Annotated in this window: 16 protein-coding genes and 1 tRNA gene; 9 read left to right on the top strand and 8 right to left on the bottom strand. The window is 63.1% G+C overall.

The window, feature by feature from the left end:
- Positions 1-122: 122 nt before the first annotated feature.
- Positions 123-599: a hypothetical protein gene (locus ACVJGD_RS11395; protein ID WP_456634431.1), complete on the top strand. Its 477-nt coding sequence runs from the start codon at positions 123-125 to the stop codon at positions 597-599.
- 94 nt (positions 600-693) lie between these two features.
- The gene (locus ACVJGD_RS11390) at positions 694-1,128 is read left to right on the top strand and encodes a hypothetical protein (protein ID WP_456634430.1); all 435 of its coding nucleotides are present in this window, start codon (positions 694-696) and stop codon (positions 1,126-1,128) included.
- Between the two features lie 55 nt (positions 1,129-1,183).
- On the opposite strand, the gene rlmB is transcribed toward ACVJGD_RS11390, so the two are convergent.
- Positions 1,184-2,014 (bottom strand): 23S rRNA (guanosine(2251)-2'-O)-methyltransferase RlmB, encoded by an 831-nt coding sequence (rlmB, locus tag ACVJGD_RS11385; protein ID WP_456634429.1) that lies wholly within the window; start codon positions 2,012-2,014, stop codon positions 1,184-1,186.
- Positions 2,015-2,220: 206 nt separating this feature from the next.
- Between rlmB and ACVJGD_RS11380 the strand changes: the two genes are divergently transcribed.
- Positions 2,221-2,306, top strand: a tRNA-Tyr gene (locus ACVJGD_RS11380).
- A 310-nt stretch (positions 2,307-2,616) separates the two neighbouring features.
- Here ACVJGD_RS11380 and ACVJGD_RS11375 read toward each other — a convergent pair.
- Entirely contained in the window at positions 2,617-2,748 is a 132-nt protein-coding gene (locus tag ACVJGD_RS11375) for a hypothetical protein (protein WP_456634428.1), read from the bottom strand.
- Between the two features lie 227 nt (positions 2,749-2,975).
- Between ACVJGD_RS11375 and ACVJGD_RS11370 the strand changes: the two genes are divergently transcribed.
- Positions 2,976-4,676, top strand: a complete 1,701-nt coding sequence (locus tag ACVJGD_RS11370) for an FAD-binding protein (protein WP_456634427.1) — start codon at positions 2,976-2,978, stop codon at positions 4,674-4,676.
- A complete protein-coding gene (locus ACVJGD_RS11365; RefSeq protein ID WP_456634426.1) occupies positions 4,673-5,023 on the top strand; it encodes a 2Fe-2S iron-sulfur cluster-binding protein in 351 nt (116 codons plus the stop codon). The genes ACVJGD_RS11370 and ACVJGD_RS11365 overlap by 4 nt, the downstream gene beginning before the upstream one ends.
- Before the next feature lie 55 nt (positions 5,024-5,078).
- Here the strand turns inward: ACVJGD_RS11365 and ACVJGD_RS11360 are convergent, their stop codons facing one another.
- Complete coding sequence (locus tag ACVJGD_RS11360; RefSeq protein ID WP_456634425.1) at positions 5,079-5,822, bottom strand: IclR family transcriptional regulator; 744 nt, start codon at positions 5,820-5,822, stop codon at positions 5,079-5,081.
- A gap of 287 nt (positions 5,823-6,109) precedes the next feature.
- Here ACVJGD_RS11360 and ACVJGD_RS11355 point away from each other — a divergent pair, with 287 nt between their 5' ends.
- The 4 genes from ACVJGD_RS11355 to ACVJGD_RS11340 all read left to right on the top strand — a co-directional run bounded on the left by ACVJGD_RS11355 (position 6,110) and on the right by ACVJGD_RS11340 (position 11,169).
- Entirely contained in the window at positions 6,110-7,330 is a 1,221-nt protein-coding gene (locus ACVJGD_RS11355; RefSeq protein ID WP_456634424.1) for an ABC transporter substrate-binding protein, read from the top strand.
- A gap of 76 nt (positions 7,331-7,406) precedes the next feature.
- Positions 7,407-8,900, top strand: coding sequence for an aldehyde dehydrogenase (locus ACVJGD_RS11350; protein WP_456634423.1), 1,494 nt, complete (start codon positions 7,407-7,409; stop codon positions 8,898-8,900).
- Positions 8,901-8,946: 46 nt separating this feature from the next.
- Positions 8,947-9,717 (top strand): SDR family NAD(P)-dependent oxidoreductase, encoded by a 771-nt coding sequence (locus ACVJGD_RS11345; RefSeq protein WP_456634422.1) that lies wholly within the window; start codon positions 8,947-8,949, stop codon positions 9,715-9,717.
- A gap of 174 nt (positions 9,718-9,891) precedes the next feature.
- On the top strand, positions 9,892-11,169 hold the full coding sequence (locus ACVJGD_RS11340; protein WP_456634421.1) for a cystathionine gamma-synthase family protein: 1,278 nt from the start codon (positions 9,892-9,894) through the stop codon (positions 11,167-11,169).
- Positions 11,170-11,229: 60 nt separating this feature from the next.
- On the opposite strand, the gene ACVJGD_RS11335 is transcribed toward ACVJGD_RS11340, so the two are convergent.
- The 5 genes from ACVJGD_RS11335 to ACVJGD_RS11315 form a co-directional block, all read right to left on the bottom strand.
- A complete protein-coding gene (locus ACVJGD_RS11335) occupies positions 11,230-11,886 on the bottom strand; it encodes an SDR family NAD(P)-dependent oxidoreductase (RefSeq protein ID WP_456634420.1) in 657 nt (218 codons plus the stop codon).
- Positions 11,887-12,101: 215 nt separating this feature from the next.
- Positions 12,102-13,709, bottom strand: a complete 1,608-nt coding sequence (locus ACVJGD_RS11330) for a DHA2 family efflux MFS transporter permease subunit (protein ID WP_456634419.1) — start codon at positions 13,707-13,709, stop codon at positions 12,102-12,104.
- Entirely contained in the window at positions 13,706-14,782 is a 1,077-nt protein-coding gene (locus ACVJGD_RS11325; RefSeq protein ID WP_456634418.1) for an HlyD family secretion protein, read from the bottom strand. The genes ACVJGD_RS11330 and ACVJGD_RS11325 overlap by 4 nt, the downstream gene beginning before the upstream one ends.
- A gap of 140 nt (positions 14,783-14,922) precedes the next feature.
- Positions 14,923-15,879: an MBL fold metallo-hydrolase gene (locus ACVJGD_RS11320; RefSeq protein WP_456634417.1), complete on the bottom strand. Its 957-nt coding sequence runs from the start codon at positions 15,877-15,879 to the stop codon at positions 14,923-14,925.
- Between the two features lie 90 nt (positions 15,880-15,969).
- Positions 15,970-17,175, bottom strand: coding sequence for an NAD(P)/FAD-dependent oxidoreductase (locus ACVJGD_RS11315; protein ID WP_456634416.1), 1,206 nt, complete (start codon positions 17,173-17,175; stop codon positions 15,970-15,972).
- Positions 17,176-17,181 lie beyond the last annotated feature (6 nt).

The following is a 17,181-nucleotide window of genomic DNA, read 5'->3' as shown; positions in this document are numbered from 1 at the left end:
TCGGTCGCAATTGAGCGAGCCGGCATGCTCACGCGTTAGGCTTACCGGCAGTTTGGTCGGCCGCCTTAACCTTTGACCGCGCGCATTCGATTAGGTTGCTGCAAGAGACAGGAAAGCAACCGATGCGCGTTGGCATTACAGCGGGGATCCTTCTGGCGGTGACGTCGACGGCCTTCGCCGGCGGTGGCTCCGGCGGCGGCTTCGATATCGTCGTTCCCTATCGCCGGGGCGTGCCGATCATCATCAACGGCATCGATGCCTCCTATGCCGTGATCGAAGGCGAGTGGGGCCTCGGCAAGAACGTCCATGTGCAGCCGACCATCTATGGCGGCCGCTACATCGATCCCGAGCCCAATGTCGGCCACTACTATCCGAGCCTCGGCCACATGCCGGGCTATGGGCGCCTGGAGATCGAGCCACCCTCAAATCGGCGTCTGCCCAAGCCCGCCGAAAGCTATCACCAATCTTGGTCCGCGCAGTCGATGCCGCTGCCGGCGCAATCCGACCCGCCCGTCGATCCGCCGCCCATCATCTATGCGCCGCAGTATGACCAGTTCCCGCGCGACCATCACCGCCGGCCGCCGAGAATTCCGCGCTAGAGCATGATCCGGAAAAGTGGAAACCGGTTTTCCGAAAAAGATCATGCTCAAACAAAGAGATGAGCCAACAAGAACACACCAACAGGAGAGAGTAATGCGTCAAATAATTTCGGGAATGATCGCGGCTGTCGCGGTCATGGCCGCAGCACCCGCAATGGCGTGCGGGTACGGCTCATGCTCGCCGTGTGGCTCTTATGGCTATTATGCCAGTCCCTGCGCGGCGCCGATCTACGCCGCGCCGGTCTATTCTGCACCGGTCTGGAGCTACAACTACACCTCCGGCTGCGGCGGCTGTGGCCCTGGCTACGGCTGGGTCACCCAGCGGCTCCCGGATCCGGAGCAACAGTACTATTACGTCAATCAGGGTCCGACCTATACCGGTCCGGGCAACTGGGCGCCGGTCCCGACTTATCGCGAGGGCGGGGTCTCGTACTATCGTCCATGGCGCCCGCGCTACTATCGTTCGCAGTATCGCTACGGCCACTCGCAATATTACCACGGCCAGCGCGTGCTGCGCCGCTACTACTGACCTGACCGGAGCTTCCCGGGATCGGCGCCCGTTCGCATTGCGCGAGCGGGCGCTTTCATTTGCCCATCAAACCTAGCCGGCTTGCGCCGATGTAGAGCGCGAGCACCGCGGCGTTCGAGACGTTGAGGCTCTTGATCTCGCCGGGCATGTCGAGCCGCGCCACCACGCTGCAGGTCTCCCGCGTCAGTTGTCTTAGTCCCTTGCCCTCGGCCCCGAGCACCAGTGCGAGCGGCTGCCGTAGCGCGACCTGGCCGAGATCCTCGCTGCCCTGGCTGTCGAGGCCGACGGTCAGGAAGCCGCGTTCGTTCAGCGCGGTCAGCGCGCGGGCGAGGTTCTGCACGGTCACCAGCGGCACCAGCTCCAGCGCGCCGGAGGCCGATTTCGCGAGCACCCCGGTCGCCTCGGGGCTGTGGCGGGCGGTGGTGACGATCGCCTTCACCGCAAAGGCGGCGGCCGAGCGCAGGATGGCGCCGACATTGTGCGGATCGGTGATCTGGTCGAGCACCAGCACGATGCCCTCGGGCTCCAGCGTATCGATATCCGGCGAGGGCAGGGGATCGGCCTCCGCCAGCAGTCCCTGATGCACCGCATCCGGCCCCAGGCGCTGGTCGATCGTGCTGGGGCGGACGACCTCCGGGGTCACCCGCGTGTCGATCCCTTCGTCGGCAAGCCGTCGGGCCGCATTCTCGGTTACGAACAGCTTGCGGATCCGGCGCTCCGGATTGGCCAGCGCCAGCGAAACCGTATGCCAGCCGTAGAGAATCACCGGGCCGTCCGCGTCCGAATCGCGGCTGCGCCAGGCCGGCCGCCCGGCCGATTTTCGTCCTTTTTCAAATGGTTTAGCCCCGCCACGGCGGAACGAGGGCTTGCGGTCACGATCGCTCATCACAGGCCTTGTGTCACGGGTTCCGGACAATGGCAATTTCGCCGGCAAAAGGATGCCGAATAACGGCTTCCCTTGGTTGACTTTGCCACCGCCCTTCGCCCATAAACGCGCCGGCCGCGCACCCCGACGGGTCCCGCGGTCATCAGCGTCACCGATTGACCTGTCCGCCGCCACCTCGGGCGGGTGGCGTCCGACGCTGTTAGGACGGGGGAGTGTCCCGAGTGGCAAAGGGAGCTGACTGTAAATCAGCCGCCTCATGGCTTCGCAGGTTCGAGTCCTGCCTCCCCCACCAGCCAATTATTTGATTTTGCTGAATTTGTTTGACGCGGCGCGTTACAGAGCTCGCGTTCAAGCAACGCATCGGCCCGATCCTGACGCGGCGAAAGAAGCCAATCGTCCGCCAAATTCAGCAGGCGAGCGACACGGCCAAGGGCTGGGCGATGCGGTTCGCTGGTCGGAAGGTGCCAAGGTTCGAAGGCAGCGGGCGACCATTTCGAAATCGAGAAGGCCGGAATTGTGGTTGTCCGAACCGACTATCGCCATACCGATATGAGCGATCGAGCTGCGACCGATAAATCGCAATGAATTTCTTGATCTGCAGATCATCCTTGCGATCCTCGCGCGCGGGCGAAGATCATCGTGAAGCAGGGCTTCGCCTTGGCATCCATCGTCTCGGCCACCAGCGCCTTGTGGAGATCGAGGCCGGCGAAGGCGATGATCTCAACGCCTTGCATGCGTACCTTGCAGCAACAGTTCTTTCCCGGCGTTGAAGGTTCGCTCACAACGTACGCGCGTCATGTCGAATGGAGCCGTGCTGCCGTATCGACGTGCAGGGCGCGACTAGAAGTTCGGCACGAAGTCCATGCGAATCGCATTGCCATTTCCGCGAATTCCACCTTATCAAGGGCCGATGCGGCGGCGAGCCTGTCGCGTTTGCTGTCCTTGGGTTAAGGAGGCTACGTTGGCGGAATCCGCGACAACGCATCTTAAGACCGACGTCCTCGTCGTCGGAGCGGGAGGCGCGGGGATGTATGCCGCGCTCGAGGCCGCCCGTGCGGGCTCCGATGTGATATTGGCGGACCGCAGCCTGATCGGTCGCGGCGGCGCGACCGTCATGGCGCAGATGACCGTGGCGGCCGCGCTCGGCGAGCAGACGCCGGATCACTGGGAACGTCATTTGGCTGACACCATTGCCGCCGGACGCGGCCTTTGCGATGAACGGCTTGCTGCGATCCTGTGTGAGGACGGCCCTCGCCGCATTCGTGAAATGGATGCCTGGAAGGTCGGATGGGCGCGTGAGGATGGCCATATCAAACAGGTTCAAGCGCCGGGTCATGACAGGCCCCGCTGTGTATATGTGGACTTTCTGTCGACGGGACCTGCAGTATCCCGAACCTTGCGGACGCGCCTGAACGAGGCCAGCGGCATCCGCCGGATCGGCGATCTGCTGATTGTCGACATTGCCGTCCATGATGGTGCAGTCTGCGGCGCGACGGCGCTGCATACCTCCACGGGGCGCATTGTTACGATCGCGGCGAAAGCCGTTATCATCGCGACGGGAGGATTGACGCGGCTTTATCGCCGCAACAGCGCCTCTTCCAACATGGGCGGTGACGGCTATGCGCTCGCCCTGCGCGCAGGCGCGGAACTGATCGATATGGAGTTTGTCCAGTTCTTTCCCATCGGCCATCTCGCTCCCCGGCTTGTCGGCATGGACCCGATCATGTGGGACCCTTTCCGTTACAAGCTCGGCGGCAAGCTGCTGAACTCGGAGATGCGCGAGTTCGAAGAGAGCTATGCAACGCGCGATGTCCGCAGCGACGGCCGCTATGTGCTGACGCGCGACCTCGCCACCTATGCGATCTCAAAGGAGGTTGAGGCGGGCAGGGGCAGTCCGGCGGGAGGCGCCTATCTCAGTTTTCAGCACGTGGCGCCGGACGAGATCCGTCGTGCCTTCGGGCCCGTCGTCGATCGGCTCGCGGCGAACGGGATCGATCTTGCACGCCAGCCGGTCGAGGTGGCGCCGATCGCGCACTATCATATGGGCGGAATCCGCGTCGATGAAACCCTCGAGACAAGGGTCGCAGGTCTTTTTGCGTGCGGCGAGGCGATCGGAGGAGCCAACGGCGCCAACCGGTTGTCCGGAAATGCGATTACCGAAACCTTTGTATTCGGAGCGCGGGCCGGTCATTACGCGGCCTTGCACGCATCGAAACAATCCGTGGTGTGGTCGCCGGATGCCGTCGGACCGACGATGGATCTTCTGCGCAGTGCGACCCGCCGCGACGCACCGAACACGGCCGCGGTCAGTGCGTCGGTGCAGTCCGTGATGTCCGACAAGGTCGGGCCGTTCCGTACCGGTGACAAGCTTCGGTCTGCCATCGAAAGCCTTGCCGAGATCAAGAACGATCTCGGCAGCGATCCGATCGCATCGTCGCCAGGTGGTGTCGATCCGGTGCTGGTCGATTGGCTCGATCTACGAAACATGTTGCTGGTCGCGCAGGCCGTCGCGTTACCGGCACTCGCCAGAACGGAAAGCCGGGGCGCTCATCAGCGCGAGGATTATCCTGGCCTCGACGACGGATGGGGTATCCACCAGGTCGTGGAACTTGCGGGTGCCAAGCTGAACATCAAGGCTTTCGGGAAGAGGGTTGCCGCATGAAGGCCGTACTTGCCATTCAGCGCGGTGGGCCGGAGGAGGTATCTCGCGTGGAAAGCTTCGAGATCGAGTTCGAGCCGGGCCAGTCGGTGCTGGATGGCCTGCGTCTGGTCCGCCGCGATCAGGACCCCTCGCTGGCTTTCCGTTTTTCCTGCATCAATGCCAATGCCTGCAAGGAATGCATGATGCTGATCGACGGCAAAGTGGACTATGCATGTACCGTCCGCCTTAAAGAGGGAGTCACCGCTCTCTCGCCCTTGCCCAAGAAGGCGTTGCTTCGGGACCTCGTCACCGAAATCGCACCTCCTGACGAACGCCTCGATCGAGCCGCGAGCAACGGGGTCGGATAGCTGACGAAGGCAGGGCCGGAACAGCGCTCCCGGACTTGAGCCCTGGCCCTAATACTCAATTGCATTCCAACTCCGACGCAAAGCGGCGCAATGCGCTCTGCATCGTTGCCGCAGTCAGTGGTCTTCGCTCCAGGCACCGAGACGTCGGTCCGGCAACGACGATCGAGAGCTGCCGTGAACTGAGCGGAAGAGAAAGCGCGACGCCTGCCAGATCGGGAATGTACTCCGACGAACTCTGGTGATAGCCGCGCTTGGCCGCGATCTCGAGTTCAGCCTCCACGGCGTCGGCACTCATGGGGGTGGTTTCGGAGAACTGCTCGAACTTGATCTTGCGATAGATTGCCCGCCGTTCTTCGGGAGAATGCTGCGCCAGGATGGCTCTTCCCACCGAACTTGCATACACGGGCACCCGGTCGCCGACTTGAGCGAAGTAGCGGACCGAATGTGCGGATTCCTCGACATGCAGGAAGATCGCAGAGGTGCCCGCCAAGGCGGCGATCGCCGTGGTCTCTCCGGTTTCCTTGGCAATTTCCGCCACGAGTGCGTAGGCGACCTCCGGAAGCGGGGCGGCGTCCGCAACGGCGCGCGCCAGCGTCAGCCAGCGCGGACTTGGATAGTAGCCGCTTCGCGCCCGCGTCTCGTAGAGCCATCCCTTTTCGACGATCGTGCCGACGAGATTGAAGGTGCTGGAGCGCGGCCAGCCCAGATCGTCCGAGATTTCAGCCAGCGTCGCCGGTCGTTTGCGACGCGCAAAGTACTCCAGCAGTTCTAGAACGTTAGCTGCCTGCCTGACCAACATACGAAACCCGCAATCTTCCCCGCGAAGGTTTGTTGCCCCGTCAAGTCGAACAACAACTCCCGCTCACTCAGCCGCTGATTGGCGACTGCCACGGTCATAGCACCATCCGCTCAGCCCGAAGCTCCTCCGGAATTTGAACCAGCGTCTCCTGTGGACTTTGGCTCAAAGGTCGGATCGAAACGCCTTGACTCGAAATTCATATACGTGTCTTGTAAATTCACAATCAAGAATTTTGCTGAGGGCTGGGGCTGCCACCATCAGCGAAAGCCCACGGGGGAGGACCTTTCATGGCTGCATTCAGGAATTTGCTCTCATCAGCGGTGGCGTCGGTTTGCATGGTGACCGCATCCGCTGCTTTGGCGCAGACCAGTGTCAAGCTCGGCGTGCTTGCCGACATGTCCGGAATCTTCTCGGACATCGGGGGCATGGGAGCCGCCGAAGCGACCAGGATGGCGGTCGAGGATTTCAACAAGCTGCCGGGGTCGGACAAGTTCAAGATCGAGGTTGTCACCGCTGATGCGCTGAACAAGCCGGACGTGGCGCGGGGCATCGCCCGCAAGTGGTTTGACACCGAGAATGTCGATGCAGTCGTTGATCTGCCGACGAGTGCGATCTCGCTGGCCATCGCACCCCTCGTTCAGGAGTTGAACAAAGTCGCGCTGTTCACCGCATCGGGCACGTCGGATCTGACCGGCAAGGCCTGTACGCCGAATTCGGTGCACTGGACGTATGATACCTGGGCGCTGTCGCACGGTACCGCCGATGCCATCACCAAGGCCGGTGGCAAGACCTGGTTCTTCGTCACGGCCGACTTTGCCCTCGGGCATTCGCTGGAGCGCGATGCGAGTGCCGTCGTGAATGCGAATGGCGGCAAGGTTGTTGGCGGCGTCAAGCACCCGACCGATTCGAATGACTTTGCGTCCTTCCTGCTTCAGGCGCAGGCATCGCGTGCCGAGATCATTGCGCTGGCCAATGCCGGTGGCGATACGATCAAGGCCATCAAGCAGGCGTCGGAATTCGGCATCATTCAGGGCGGACAGAAGCTCGCGGGCATGCTGCTGTTCATCTCCGACATTCACTCGCTCGGCTTGAAGACCGCGCAAGGCCTCCAACTGACGACCGCGTTCTATTGGGACCTGAACGACAAGACGCGGAGCTTTGGCGAGCGCTTCGCCGCCCGGAACAACGGGCGCTTTCCGTCAATGAACCAGGCTGGCGCGTATTCCGCAACAATGGCCTATCTGACTGCCGTCGCAAAGGTCGGATCGCCGCGTGATGGCGCCGCTGTTGTAAAGGCGATGCGCGAGCTCGGCACGTTTGACGATCCTCTGTTCGGCAAGACGTCGCTGCGTGAGGACGGCCGCGTTCTTCACGACATGATGCTGGTTCAGGTCAAGGCGCCCGGCGAATCGAAGAAGCCCTACGACTACTACAAGATCATTTCGACCATCCCGGCCGAAGCGGCATTCCGGCCGCTCAAGGACGGCGGTTGCCCGCTCGTGAAGTGAGTTTCTGGCTCGCTCGAACGCGAGCAAACCGACAATTCAAAGCAGATTTTGCGTTGACCTGTGGAGGACCATTCCCGTGCTGAAATCCGATCGTCTCACCCGCTACGATCACCTCTATATCGGCGGCTCGTGGGTGGCGCCTGAAGACGGTGGTTTTCTCGAAAGCATCGATCCTTCCACCGGACGCCCCTGGGCCCGCGTCGCCTTTGGCGGCCCTCGTGATATCGACCGTGCCGTCGCGGCGGCGCGGGAAGCGCTGAACGGTCCGTGGGGGCGCATGCCCGGGCACGAGCGCGCGGCGCTGCTGCGCAAGTTCGCCGACCTCTATGCACAGCGCGCCGCCGATCTTGCCGTTCTGGAAACGACGGATTCCGGCCGCGCGCTGCGGGAGTCCCGTGCCGATATTGGCGGCCACGCGAATGGTTATCACTGGTGGGCATCACTGGCGGACAAGCATTCCGGCCGCACCATTCCATTTGACGACAGCGTGCATGCATTCACCACGCGCGTGCCGGTCGGCGTGGTTGGCGCGATCACGCCATGGAACGTGCCGCTGATGGCTGCAGCTTGGAAGCTCGGTCCGGCACTGGCGGCCGGTTGCACCGTGGTGTTGAAGCCGGCAGAGCAGACACCGGTCACCTCGCTTGAACTCGGAAAATTGTTTGACGAAGCCGGGTTTCCGCCCGGGGTGGTCAACATCGTTCCGGGGTACGGGAAGGACGGCGCCGGCGAACGGCTCGTCACTCATCCGGGCGTTGACAAGATCGCCTTCACCGGGGAGGGGGCAACGGCGAAGGTCATCCTGCGCGCCGGTGCCGACACGATGAAGCGCTTTACCTTCGAGCTTGGAGGCAAGTCGCCCCATATCATTTTCGCCGACGCCGATCTCGAACAGGCACTGAACGCGGCGACCAATTCAGCATGGACGCTGTGCGGACAGAGCTGTGCGCTCGGCTCGCGGGTCCTGGTCCAGAGGCCGATCTACGATCAGGTCGTCGCCGAATTTGCGCGCCGCGCGGCCCAGGTGCGGGTCGGTCCTCCGCTGGATGAAGCCACGCATATGGGCCCCCAGGCGCACGAGGAGCAACTCGCCAAGACGCTGTCCTATATCGACATAGGACGCGCCGACGGCGCTGAACTGGTGACCGGCGGACGCCGGCTGAGCGGCGGCGTACACGGAGACGGCTACTTCGTCCAGCCAACGGTCTTTGCCAACGTCTCCAACGAGATGCGGATCGCCCGTGAGGAGATTTTTGGTCCCGTGGCCGCACTGATCCCGTTCGACGATGAAGAGCAGGCGATCGCAATCGCCAACGACACGGCGTACGGACTGACGGCTGGCCTCTGGACCCAGGACATCGGACGCGGCCATCGCGTTTCCAGCCGGATTCGAGCCGGCATGGTGTGGGTGAACACCTATCGTTTCATTCGCTGGTCCACGCCCTATGGCGGCTTCAAGGGCAGCGGTTGGGGGCGGGAGAACGGTATCGAAGCTCTCGACTCCTATCTCGAAACGCGCACCACGGTGGTCGGCACGACCGGGCGTTTTCCGAACGCCTATGCCAACTGAAATCAAGCACAGCACCTCTCGTTAAATCCAAGAAGAGAAGACGATCATGCGTTTGGCGAACAAGCTCGCGGTGGTAACGGCCGCTGCATCCGGAATGGGACGTGCCGGTGTCGAGGTCTTCCTGAGGGAAGGGGCCAAGGTCGTCGCCGTCGATATCAACGGCGATGCCCTGGCACAGCTCTCGGCGGATATGCGCGCCAATGGCCGCTCGATCGAAACGGTTCAGGCGGATCTGTCGCGGCCGGAAGAGGTGCGGCGGTCGGTGAACGATGCGGCGGCGTTGCTCGGTGGCATCGACGTGATGTGGGCTCATGCTGGAATTCCCGGGCCGGCCGGCGTGGAGAACCTCGATCTGGCGGCCTATGAGGCCGCGATGGCGCTCAATGTCACGTCCGCCACATTGGCGGCAGGTGAAGTGATCGGACACATGCGCAAGCGGGGCGGGGGATCGCTGATCTTCACGGCATCCGTCTCGGGTCTGGTCGGCTCGATGTTCAGTCCGGTCTATTCGGCGGCAAAATTCGCCGTGGTCGGGCTGACCAAATCGTTGGCGCAACGCTTTGCCGCGGACAATGTGCGCGTCAACGTCGTTTGCCCCGGGCTTGCAGATACGCCCATGAAGACCGGATTCACCGGGCGTTCGGGTGACCCTGCCGAGGCTGCCGCCAATCAGGCGCGCCTGCTCGCATCCGTCCCGATGGGACGGCTCTGCAAAGCGGAGGAAGTCGCGCATGCGGCTCTTTGGCTGGCATCGGATGAAGCTTCGTTCGTGACCGGCGTTGCGCTTCCGATTGATGGCGGATTCACGGCTCGCTGAGTCCTGACGATCAGGACGGGGCGGCGGGTGGTCTTGCCGATTGCGCCACCCGCCGAATTATGCTCGCGCCGACGGGCTCGATCTGGCCATTCTCGCGTTATAACTATCGGAGACTTCATACCGCCGTAGACAGGCGCCGGGTAAGATGTTCCCTCAAAAGGAGCGAGGCAGGCCATGGTGAAACCGTCCAAGACCCGCATCGGCAACCACACCCTGCACCCGGAAACGCTGATGCTGAACTACGGCTACGATCCGCAATTGTCGGAGGGAGCCGTCAAACCCCCGGTCTTCCTGACCTCGACATTCGTCTTCAAGACGGCGGAAGATGGCAAGGACTTCTTCGATTTCGTGGCGGGCCGGCGCGAACCGCCCGAGGGGATGGGCGCGGGCCTGGTCTACTCGCGGTTCAATCATCCCAACAGCGAGATCGTGGAAGACAGGCTCGCCGTCTATGAGCGCACGGAGAATTGCGCGCTGTTTTCCTCGGGCATGGCGGCAATCGCGACCACGATCCTGGCATTCGCACGGCCTGGCGACGTGATCCTGCATTCCCAGCCGCTGTATGGCGGGACGGAAACGCTGTTTGCAAACACCCTTGCGAAGCTCTCCATCGGCGCCGTGGGCTTCGCCGACGGTCTCGATGAGGCCGCGGTCAGGCACGCGGCGGAGGACGCCATGCGCAGGGGCCGAATAGCGATGATCTTCATCGAAACCCCGGCAAATCCCACCAACGGCCTGGTCGACATCGCGATGATCCGCCGTGTCGCCGAGCTGATCGGCCAGGTCCAGGATCATACGCCGATCATCGCGTGCGATAACACACTGCTCGGGCCGTTGTTTCAGCGGCCGATCGAGCACGGGGCTGATCTCTCCTTATACTCGCTGACCAAATATGTCGGAGGCCATTCCGACCTGATCGCCGGTGCTGCGCTCGGCTCAAAAGCCATGATGAAGGACGTCAAGGCCTTACGGGGCGCCATCGGCACCCAACTGGATCCGCATTCCTGCTGGATGATCAGCCGGTCGCTCGAAACCCTGAGCCTGCGGATGGAAAAGGCAGACAGGAACGCGCACCTTGTCGCGGATTACCTGCGTGAGCATCCCAAAGTGGAGAGGGTCCATTATCTCGCCCACCATGCAGGGGATTCCCCGGCCGACCGTCTGTTCGCGAGGCAATGCAGCGGCGCAGGCTCCACGTTTTCATTCGATATTGTCGGTGGGCAGGCAGCCGCGTTCAAATTCCTGAACGCGCTGCAAATCTTGAAACTGGCGGTGAGCCTGGGTGGCACGGAGTCGCTTGCCAGCCATCCCGCAACCATGACCCACTCGGGCGTCCCGGCCGACATCCGCCAAAGAATAGGCGTTCTCGACTCCACGATCCGACTGTCCGTTGGCATCGAGCATCCTTCCGATCTGATCGCGGATATTGCGCAAGCTTTGACTGAGGCATAGGTGCGGCGCAACGGGAAGCGCTGGCTCAACCGCGATGCGGTTGGCCAGCGGTAACGACAGCTAAGCCAATCCCAAGCCGCCATCGACAGCGATCACCTGGCCCGTCATCCATTCCGAAGCGGGACCGGCAAGCCGCACGATCCATTCTGCGACATCGTCCGGAACGCCGCGCCGCCCGAGCGGGATGCGCGCGCGTTCCTGTTCCTTGATGGCCGCAGCCTGTTCCGGCGACAGGCCCATCATGCCAGTCAGCGCGCCGGATTCCGTGGGCCCCGCCGCGACAGCGTTCACGCGTATGCCGAGTGGCGCAAGCTCCAGCGCCCAGCAGCGGGTCAAGTGCTCCAAGGCTGCCTTGCTGGCTGCGTAGTGCGACAGTCCAGCCGCTGGCCTGTGACCAAGAGTGCTTGAGATATTGACGATCGTGCCCCGCGTCGCCTTCAGGTGAGGGAGCGCAGCGGAGGCGAGCAGGCTTGGGCCGAGCACGTTGACAGAGAAAATGTCCATGATCCGATCGGCTGTCGTATCGGCCAGCGGAAGAATTGCACCTGCGCCCGCGTTGTTGATCAGGGCATCAATTCGGCCCCAGGTATCGAGCGCCATGGTGATCGTTCGCCTGGCATCCTCGGCGGAGGCGGCATCCGCGACCAGGCCGGTGATGTTCGCATGCTCGGCAACCGTTTCTTCGATGAGGCCGGTACGGCGGCCGGTGATGAGCACCTTGTCGCCTTGCCCGGCGAAAACGCAGCGCCGCAGCCCGCCCGATGCCGGAGCTGCCGCCCGTCACGATGACAACCTTTTCACTCAGCATGTTCAATCTCCTTCCATGGATCTTGCCAAGATGACGCTGCTTCGTCCGCTACTGTGCGGTACGAGCGTCGGATCTCGATTCAGCGGCGTCCGGTCGAGCGGACTTCGGTGCGGGATGTGCCATGCTACGGCTCCCCGGTCCGGAGTGACCGCACGGCGCGCATCTTCGCCGATCGAGCCAAACCGATCTTGATCGTGACTAGGACGGGCGCGGCGATCACAAAAAGCAGGGCGACTGCATTGAACGCCGTATTGAAGGCGATCACGGTGGACTGACCGGTGACGGCTCTGCCCAACAGGCTCGTGGCAGCCTGGTTGGCGGCCACCGCGTCCATTCCTCTTGCAGCGAGCATCGCTGTCGTGGTCGTCAGCCGCTCGCCGACCGCAGGAACGCCTGCGGTGATGCTGGCGCCGAGCACCGCAAGATTGGCGGTGACGTTATGGTCGATCAATGTCTGGAGTCCGGCTACTCCCATGAGACCGCCAAGCTGGCGACCCGTATCGAAGAGGCCTATGCCAAACGCGAGGTTGCGGTCGCTGAGGTTGCCGAAGGCGATCAGGGTGATCGACAGAAACAGGAAGCCAAGGCCCAAGCCGCGCAACAGGATGGCAGCCATCATGTCGTTCGCTCCGCTTTCGCTGGTCGAGCCGGACAACATCCACATCGCGACCATGATCATCAGGATGCCAAAGGGCACCGTGGCGACCGGGGGAACGCGGCGGACCTGCATGAGGAAGGCGGCTATGAGGAGCGTGCCGATGAAAAACGCGCCGCTTGGCAACAAAAGCCGGCCGGCGTCGGTAGGTCTGAACGCGAGAACCGACACGGCAAACGACGGAATCAGGAACGCGCTCCCGAACAATGCGGCGCCGGCGACAAAGCTGACAATGAAGGCGAAGGAAAAATCGTCCGATTTGAACAAGGTGAAGTCGAGAAGGCCTTGGCCTTTGGCGATCACTTGTTGGCCGAGAAATGCCAGCAGAGTGGTTGCGCCGATCACCGTTAGCCATACGACGTGAGGTTCTTCGAACCAGCGCCATCGGCTGCCTTGGCTGAAGACATAGGTGAAGCAGAAGAATGTGGCTGTTATCAGTGAGAAGCCGATCCAGTCAAACGGACGACGCACGTTTGTGACGGGCCTCGGGCTGTACGCGATCAACAGCAGCCCCGCAGCCGCCAGAGCCACCGGAATAATGCTGAAGAAAATCCATGTCCAGGATTGGCTGTCGATCAACCACCCTTGGAGAGCGGGGGCGATGGTTGCGGGGGCGACGACCGATCCCATTGCAAACAGAGCCTGAAGAATCGGTTGGCGGGATCGCGGATAGGCGAGAAAAATGATCGCCTGGCCCCCGACAAGCAAGGTGCCGCCGGAGATGCCCTGTATGATGCGGAGCGCGACTAGCAGGTCCAAGCGAGCCGTGATGGCGGCGATGCCGCATGCCGTGCCCATGACCAGCGTTGAGCCGACGATCAGGCCTCGCGGATTGACACGGTTCATCAGCCAAGGGGCGACCATGAACCCGATCAGCTTCGGAGCGGTGTACCCGATGTCCAGCCAGGCGAATTCATCAGGAGTTGCATGGATATCACCGATGATATCGTTGCGCCCGAGCGACAGCACGGTGCTGGCTATCGCCTCCGTCAACGTTGCAAGCACAATGCCCACGAGCAGAAGGGCTTCGGTCGCAGGTCTGGGGCGGCCCGGCGTGGTGGCGATGGCGGTGGTCATGAGCCGCTTCCCAGATCGATGTCGACACGCGCGGACAGACCGGGCACGAGGCGGCCGGCCAGTGGATTGCCGGCAAACCGGATCTTCACCGGGACGCGTTGAACGACGCGAATGAAGTTGCCTGTCGCATTGTCTGTGGGGAGCAGGCTGAAGGCAGACCCGCTGCCTGGTGCGAAGCTGTCAACCACACCTTCGATCGTCTGGTTCGGATAGCCGTCGATCGTGATGTGGACGCGCTGACCGGGCCGAATATGCTCGATTTGGGTTTCCTTGAAATTCGCCACGACCCACAGGTCCTTGATCGGAACGATATCGAGCAGAGAGGCGCCCGGCGCGACAAGGCGGCCGACGCGGACTTGGCGGTTGCCGATCACGCCGTCGACCGGCGCACGTACGACAGTGTGGTCGAGATCGATTTGGCCGAGGTCGCGTGCGGCCTGTGCCTGCGCCACCGCGGCAACGGCGGCTTCGCGCTGAGCGGCAAGGACGGCGATGCGTTGCTGCTGGGCCTCCACCGTAGCCGATGCCGCCAACACGCTCGCCTCCGCTTTTGACAGCGCAGCGTCGCTTTCATCGACCTGGGCCTGGCTGACCGCGCTGGTGCGGATAAGCTCGCGGCGGCGATCGGAGGCCTTCGTGGCCAGGTTCATCTCGGCCACGGTGGAGCGTCGCTGGGCTTCGGCCTGCCGAACCAAGGCATGCTGAAGTCGGATCTCCGCTTCGACGTTGGTGAGGCGAGCTTGGGCAGCTTCGACATTGGCCACTGCTTGCGCAAGCCGCGCGCGGTAGTCCCGATCGTCGATCCGGAACAGGACCTCACCCGCCCGGACGGTCTGGTTGTCCTCGACCTCTACGGCCGTGACGTAGCCCGCAACCTTGGGAGCGAGCGAGGTCACGTCCCCGCGAACGTAAGCGTTATCGGTGAACGTCTCGTTTGAACGAGCATAGGTCCAGCCGGCAGCCACGACCACGACGGCGCCAAGGCACAGCAGCACGCCGATCATCTTTTTTCTTGTTGAGATGCGCCATGACGTCCTCCGGCAATGGGTACCACCAATGACACCTATGCTCATTCACTCGCAGTTACTGAGCGGTCCAGCCGCCATGGACGGAGATCGCCGTCCCCGTGATCTGGTCGGCCGCAGGCGAGCTGGGGCGTGCACTCTTTACGTTATGAGCACGCGCCCCAGTTCGGATTTGAGTCAACAAGCGGTCAGTAGTCCCAGAAGACCGGTACCCAACGAAACGCGTCGCCGTCCACCGCGACCCGACCGACAGACGGGAATGGCAGGTGAGTGGCCACCAGCATCTCGCCGGTCTTAGCCAGCTCCCGCAAAAGACGGACCCGAACGCGCGCCGCCTCCTCGGGGTCGTGCTCGAAACCGTTGTGCCAGTCGGGTTGCTCGAACCCGACCGTAAACACGGCGTCGCCGGCGAACGTCAGCGCGTCGCCGCCGGACGCCAGGCGGACCACGCTGTGCCCGGGGGTGTGGCCGCCGGTGCGACGGACGACGACGCCCGGCGCCACTTCGTGCTCCTCATCGAACTGCCGCAACTGGTTGTGGTATTCTTTCGTGAACCGCTTGGCGGCCGACCGAAGCGCGTCCGGGAATCCCGGCGGCATGGCGGTGTGGGAGAAATCGGGCGACTCCCAGAATTTGACCTCGGCGGCCGCCACGTGGATCTGCAGGTCCGGACGCAGCCGGTCCTTCACCCCGTCGACGAGCAGCCCGCCAACGTGGTCCATGTGCATGTGGGTCAGCACTACGTCGGTCACGGACGCAAGATCGATACCGGCGGCGTCCAGTCGCTTGATCAACTGCCCGGCCCGCGGCAAATGCAAGTCCGGGTCGGACCCTAGTCCAGCGTCGATGAGGATGGTTTTGCCGCCGCTACGCACCACGACCGCGTTCAGCGCCCAGTCGAAAGCGTCCGGCGGCAGGAACATGTCATTCAGCCAGGCCGCCCGGATGGCCGGGTCGGCATTGTGTCCTAACATTTTGGTGGGCAGCGGTAGTACCCCATCGCTGACCACCAGCACGTCAATCTCGCCGACCTTCAGCGCGTAGCGCGACGGAACCAATTCGTCGAGCTTCGATCTAACGGGGGGTGCGGCAATATCTAGGCTCATGTTTGTCTCCTGCTGAGTGTTGTGGATCGTCTGATTCATCTTTGAAAACTCCTGCGTTCGATCTTGGCGCTCGATCCTGAGCGGGGCGCGCTTCCCGCGTGGAAAGCGCGGTCAATGCTGGTGTGGTGTTCAGAGGTCGGTCACACGCTCCGGATCGGCCGACGCCAGCGCGGCGGCGCGCTCGGGCCGCGGCGGATAGATCCAGACAGTGTTGATCTCCTGCTTGGTCTTCTTTGCCTGCTCGCCGACCATCTCGACTTTGCGTTCCCAGCCGCGCGTGAAGAGGGCGCCGGCCTCGCCCAGGTCGAGACAGGTGACATAGGCCTTCTGGTGATATGGCCTGGTCGGGACTCCCAGGAGCTCAGCGGCGGCATTGTTGCCGGCAAAGGCGCCCATCCGCGTGGCGTGCTGGCACGACATCAGCGCGTAGTTGCCGATCTCGTCGCATGCTGCCCTGGCGGCATCACCGGTGGCGAAGACGCCAGCCACGGACGGCACGCGCAAATCGCGGTCGACAAGCAGGCGGCCGAAATTGTCGCGCTCGGCGGGGATCTGCTGGGTCAACGGCGCGGCGCGAATGCCGGCGGCCCAGATCACGGTCGCAGCCTCGATGTGTTCGCCGTCGGAAAGCGTGACGCCGGATTTGTCCAGCGACGCGACGCCGGCACCGAGCCGGGTCTCCACCCCGCACTTGCGCAGTGCGTCTTCGATGACGGGGCGGGGACCGGCGCCCATATCGGGGGCGATCGCACTGTTTCGATCGACGATGATGACGCGCGGCTTGGCATCCTTGCCAAGAATCGCACGAAGCCGCGTGGGCATCTCGGTGGCCGTCTCGATGCCGGTGAACCCCCCGCCGGCAACGACGACCGTGTCGCGCGCCTTCGATGCCGGCCGATCGGCCAGAGCGTGCAGGTGCCGGTCGAGGGCGACCGCGTCCTCGAGCTGATCGACGCTGAATCCGTGCTCGGCGAGGCCGGGGACATTCGGACGGAACAGCCTGCTGCCGGTAGCCACGACCAATCGATCGTAGGGGAGCGTTTTTCGTGCGCCCTTCGCCGTGACGATTTGCACGGTGCGGGATTTGGTGTCGATCGTTTCGGCGCTGCCCTGCACGTAGACAACATCGATCGCGTTGAGGACCTCCAGGAGAGGCGCCGTCAGGGTCTCCGGCTTCGATTCGTAGAGCCGCGGGCGAACCACCAGCGTCGGCTCAGGTGAAACCAGCGCGATCTCGAGGTCCTCGGGCGAAACGCCCTGGATGTCGCGCAGGCGGGCTGCGGAAAGTGCGGCGTACATGCCGGCAAAGCCGGCGCCGATGATGACAAGTCGCATGTGATC

The organism is Bradyrhizobium sp. USDA 10063, from assembly GCF_054063735.1.
The sequence above is the reverse complement of the archived record's forward strand: the minus strand, read 5'-3'. Positions and strand labels throughout refer to the sequence as shown.

What these genes read in the sequence shown, in the direction of transcription:
- ACVJGD_RS11395 (WP_456634431.1), top strand. Translation starts at nt 123, where the DNA reads ATGCGCGTTGGCATTACAGCGGGGATCCTTCTGGCGGTGACGTCGACG.
- ACVJGD_RS11390 (WP_456634430.1), top strand. Translation starts at nt 694, where the DNA reads ATGCGTCAAATAATTTCGGGAATGATCGCGGCTGTCGCGGTCATGGCC.
- rlmB (WP_456634429.1), bottom strand. Translation starts at nt 2,014, where the DNA reads ATGAGCGATCGTGACCGCAAGCCCTCGTTCCGCCGTGGCGGGGCTAAA.
- ACVJGD_RS11375 (WP_456634428.1), bottom strand. Translation starts at nt 2,748, where the DNA reads ATGCAAGGCGTTGAGATCATCGCCTTCGCCGGCCTCGATCTCCACAAG.
- ACVJGD_RS11365 (WP_456634426.1), top strand. Translation starts at nt 4,673, where the DNA reads ATGAAGGCCGTACTTGCCATTCAGCGCGGTGGGCCGGAGGAGGTATCT.
- ACVJGD_RS11360 (WP_456634425.1), bottom strand. Translation starts at nt 5,822, where the DNA reads ATGTTGGTCAGGCAGGCAGCTAACGTTCTAGAACTGCTGGAGTACTTT.
- ACVJGD_RS11355 (WP_456634424.1), top strand. Translation starts at nt 6,110, where the DNA reads ATGGCTGCATTCAGGAATTTGCTCTCATCAGCGGTGGCGTCGGTTTGC.
- ACVJGD_RS11345 (WP_456634422.1), top strand. Translation starts at nt 8,947, where the DNA reads ATGCGTTTGGCGAACAAGCTCGCGGTGGTAACGGCCGCTGCATCCGGA.
- ACVJGD_RS11340 (WP_456634421.1), top strand. Translation starts at nt 9,892, where the DNA reads ATGGTGAAACCGTCCAAGACCCGCATCGGCAACCACACCCTGCACCCG.
- ACVJGD_RS11330 (WP_456634419.1), bottom strand. Translation starts at nt 13,709, where the DNA reads ATGACCACCGCCATCGCCACCACGCCGGGCCGCCCCAGACCTGCGACC.
- ACVJGD_RS11325 (WP_456634418.1), bottom strand. Translation starts at nt 14,782, where the DNA reads ATGAGCATAGGTGTCATTGGTGGTACCCATTGCCGGAGGACGTCATGG.
- ACVJGD_RS11320 (WP_456634417.1), bottom strand. Translation starts at nt 15,879, where the DNA reads ATGAATCAGACGATCCACAACACTCAGCAGGAGACAAACATGAGCCTA.
- ACVJGD_RS11315 (WP_456634416.1), bottom strand. Translation starts at nt 17,175, where the DNA reads ATGCGACTTGTCATCATCGGCGCCGGCTTTGCCGGCATGTACGCCGCA.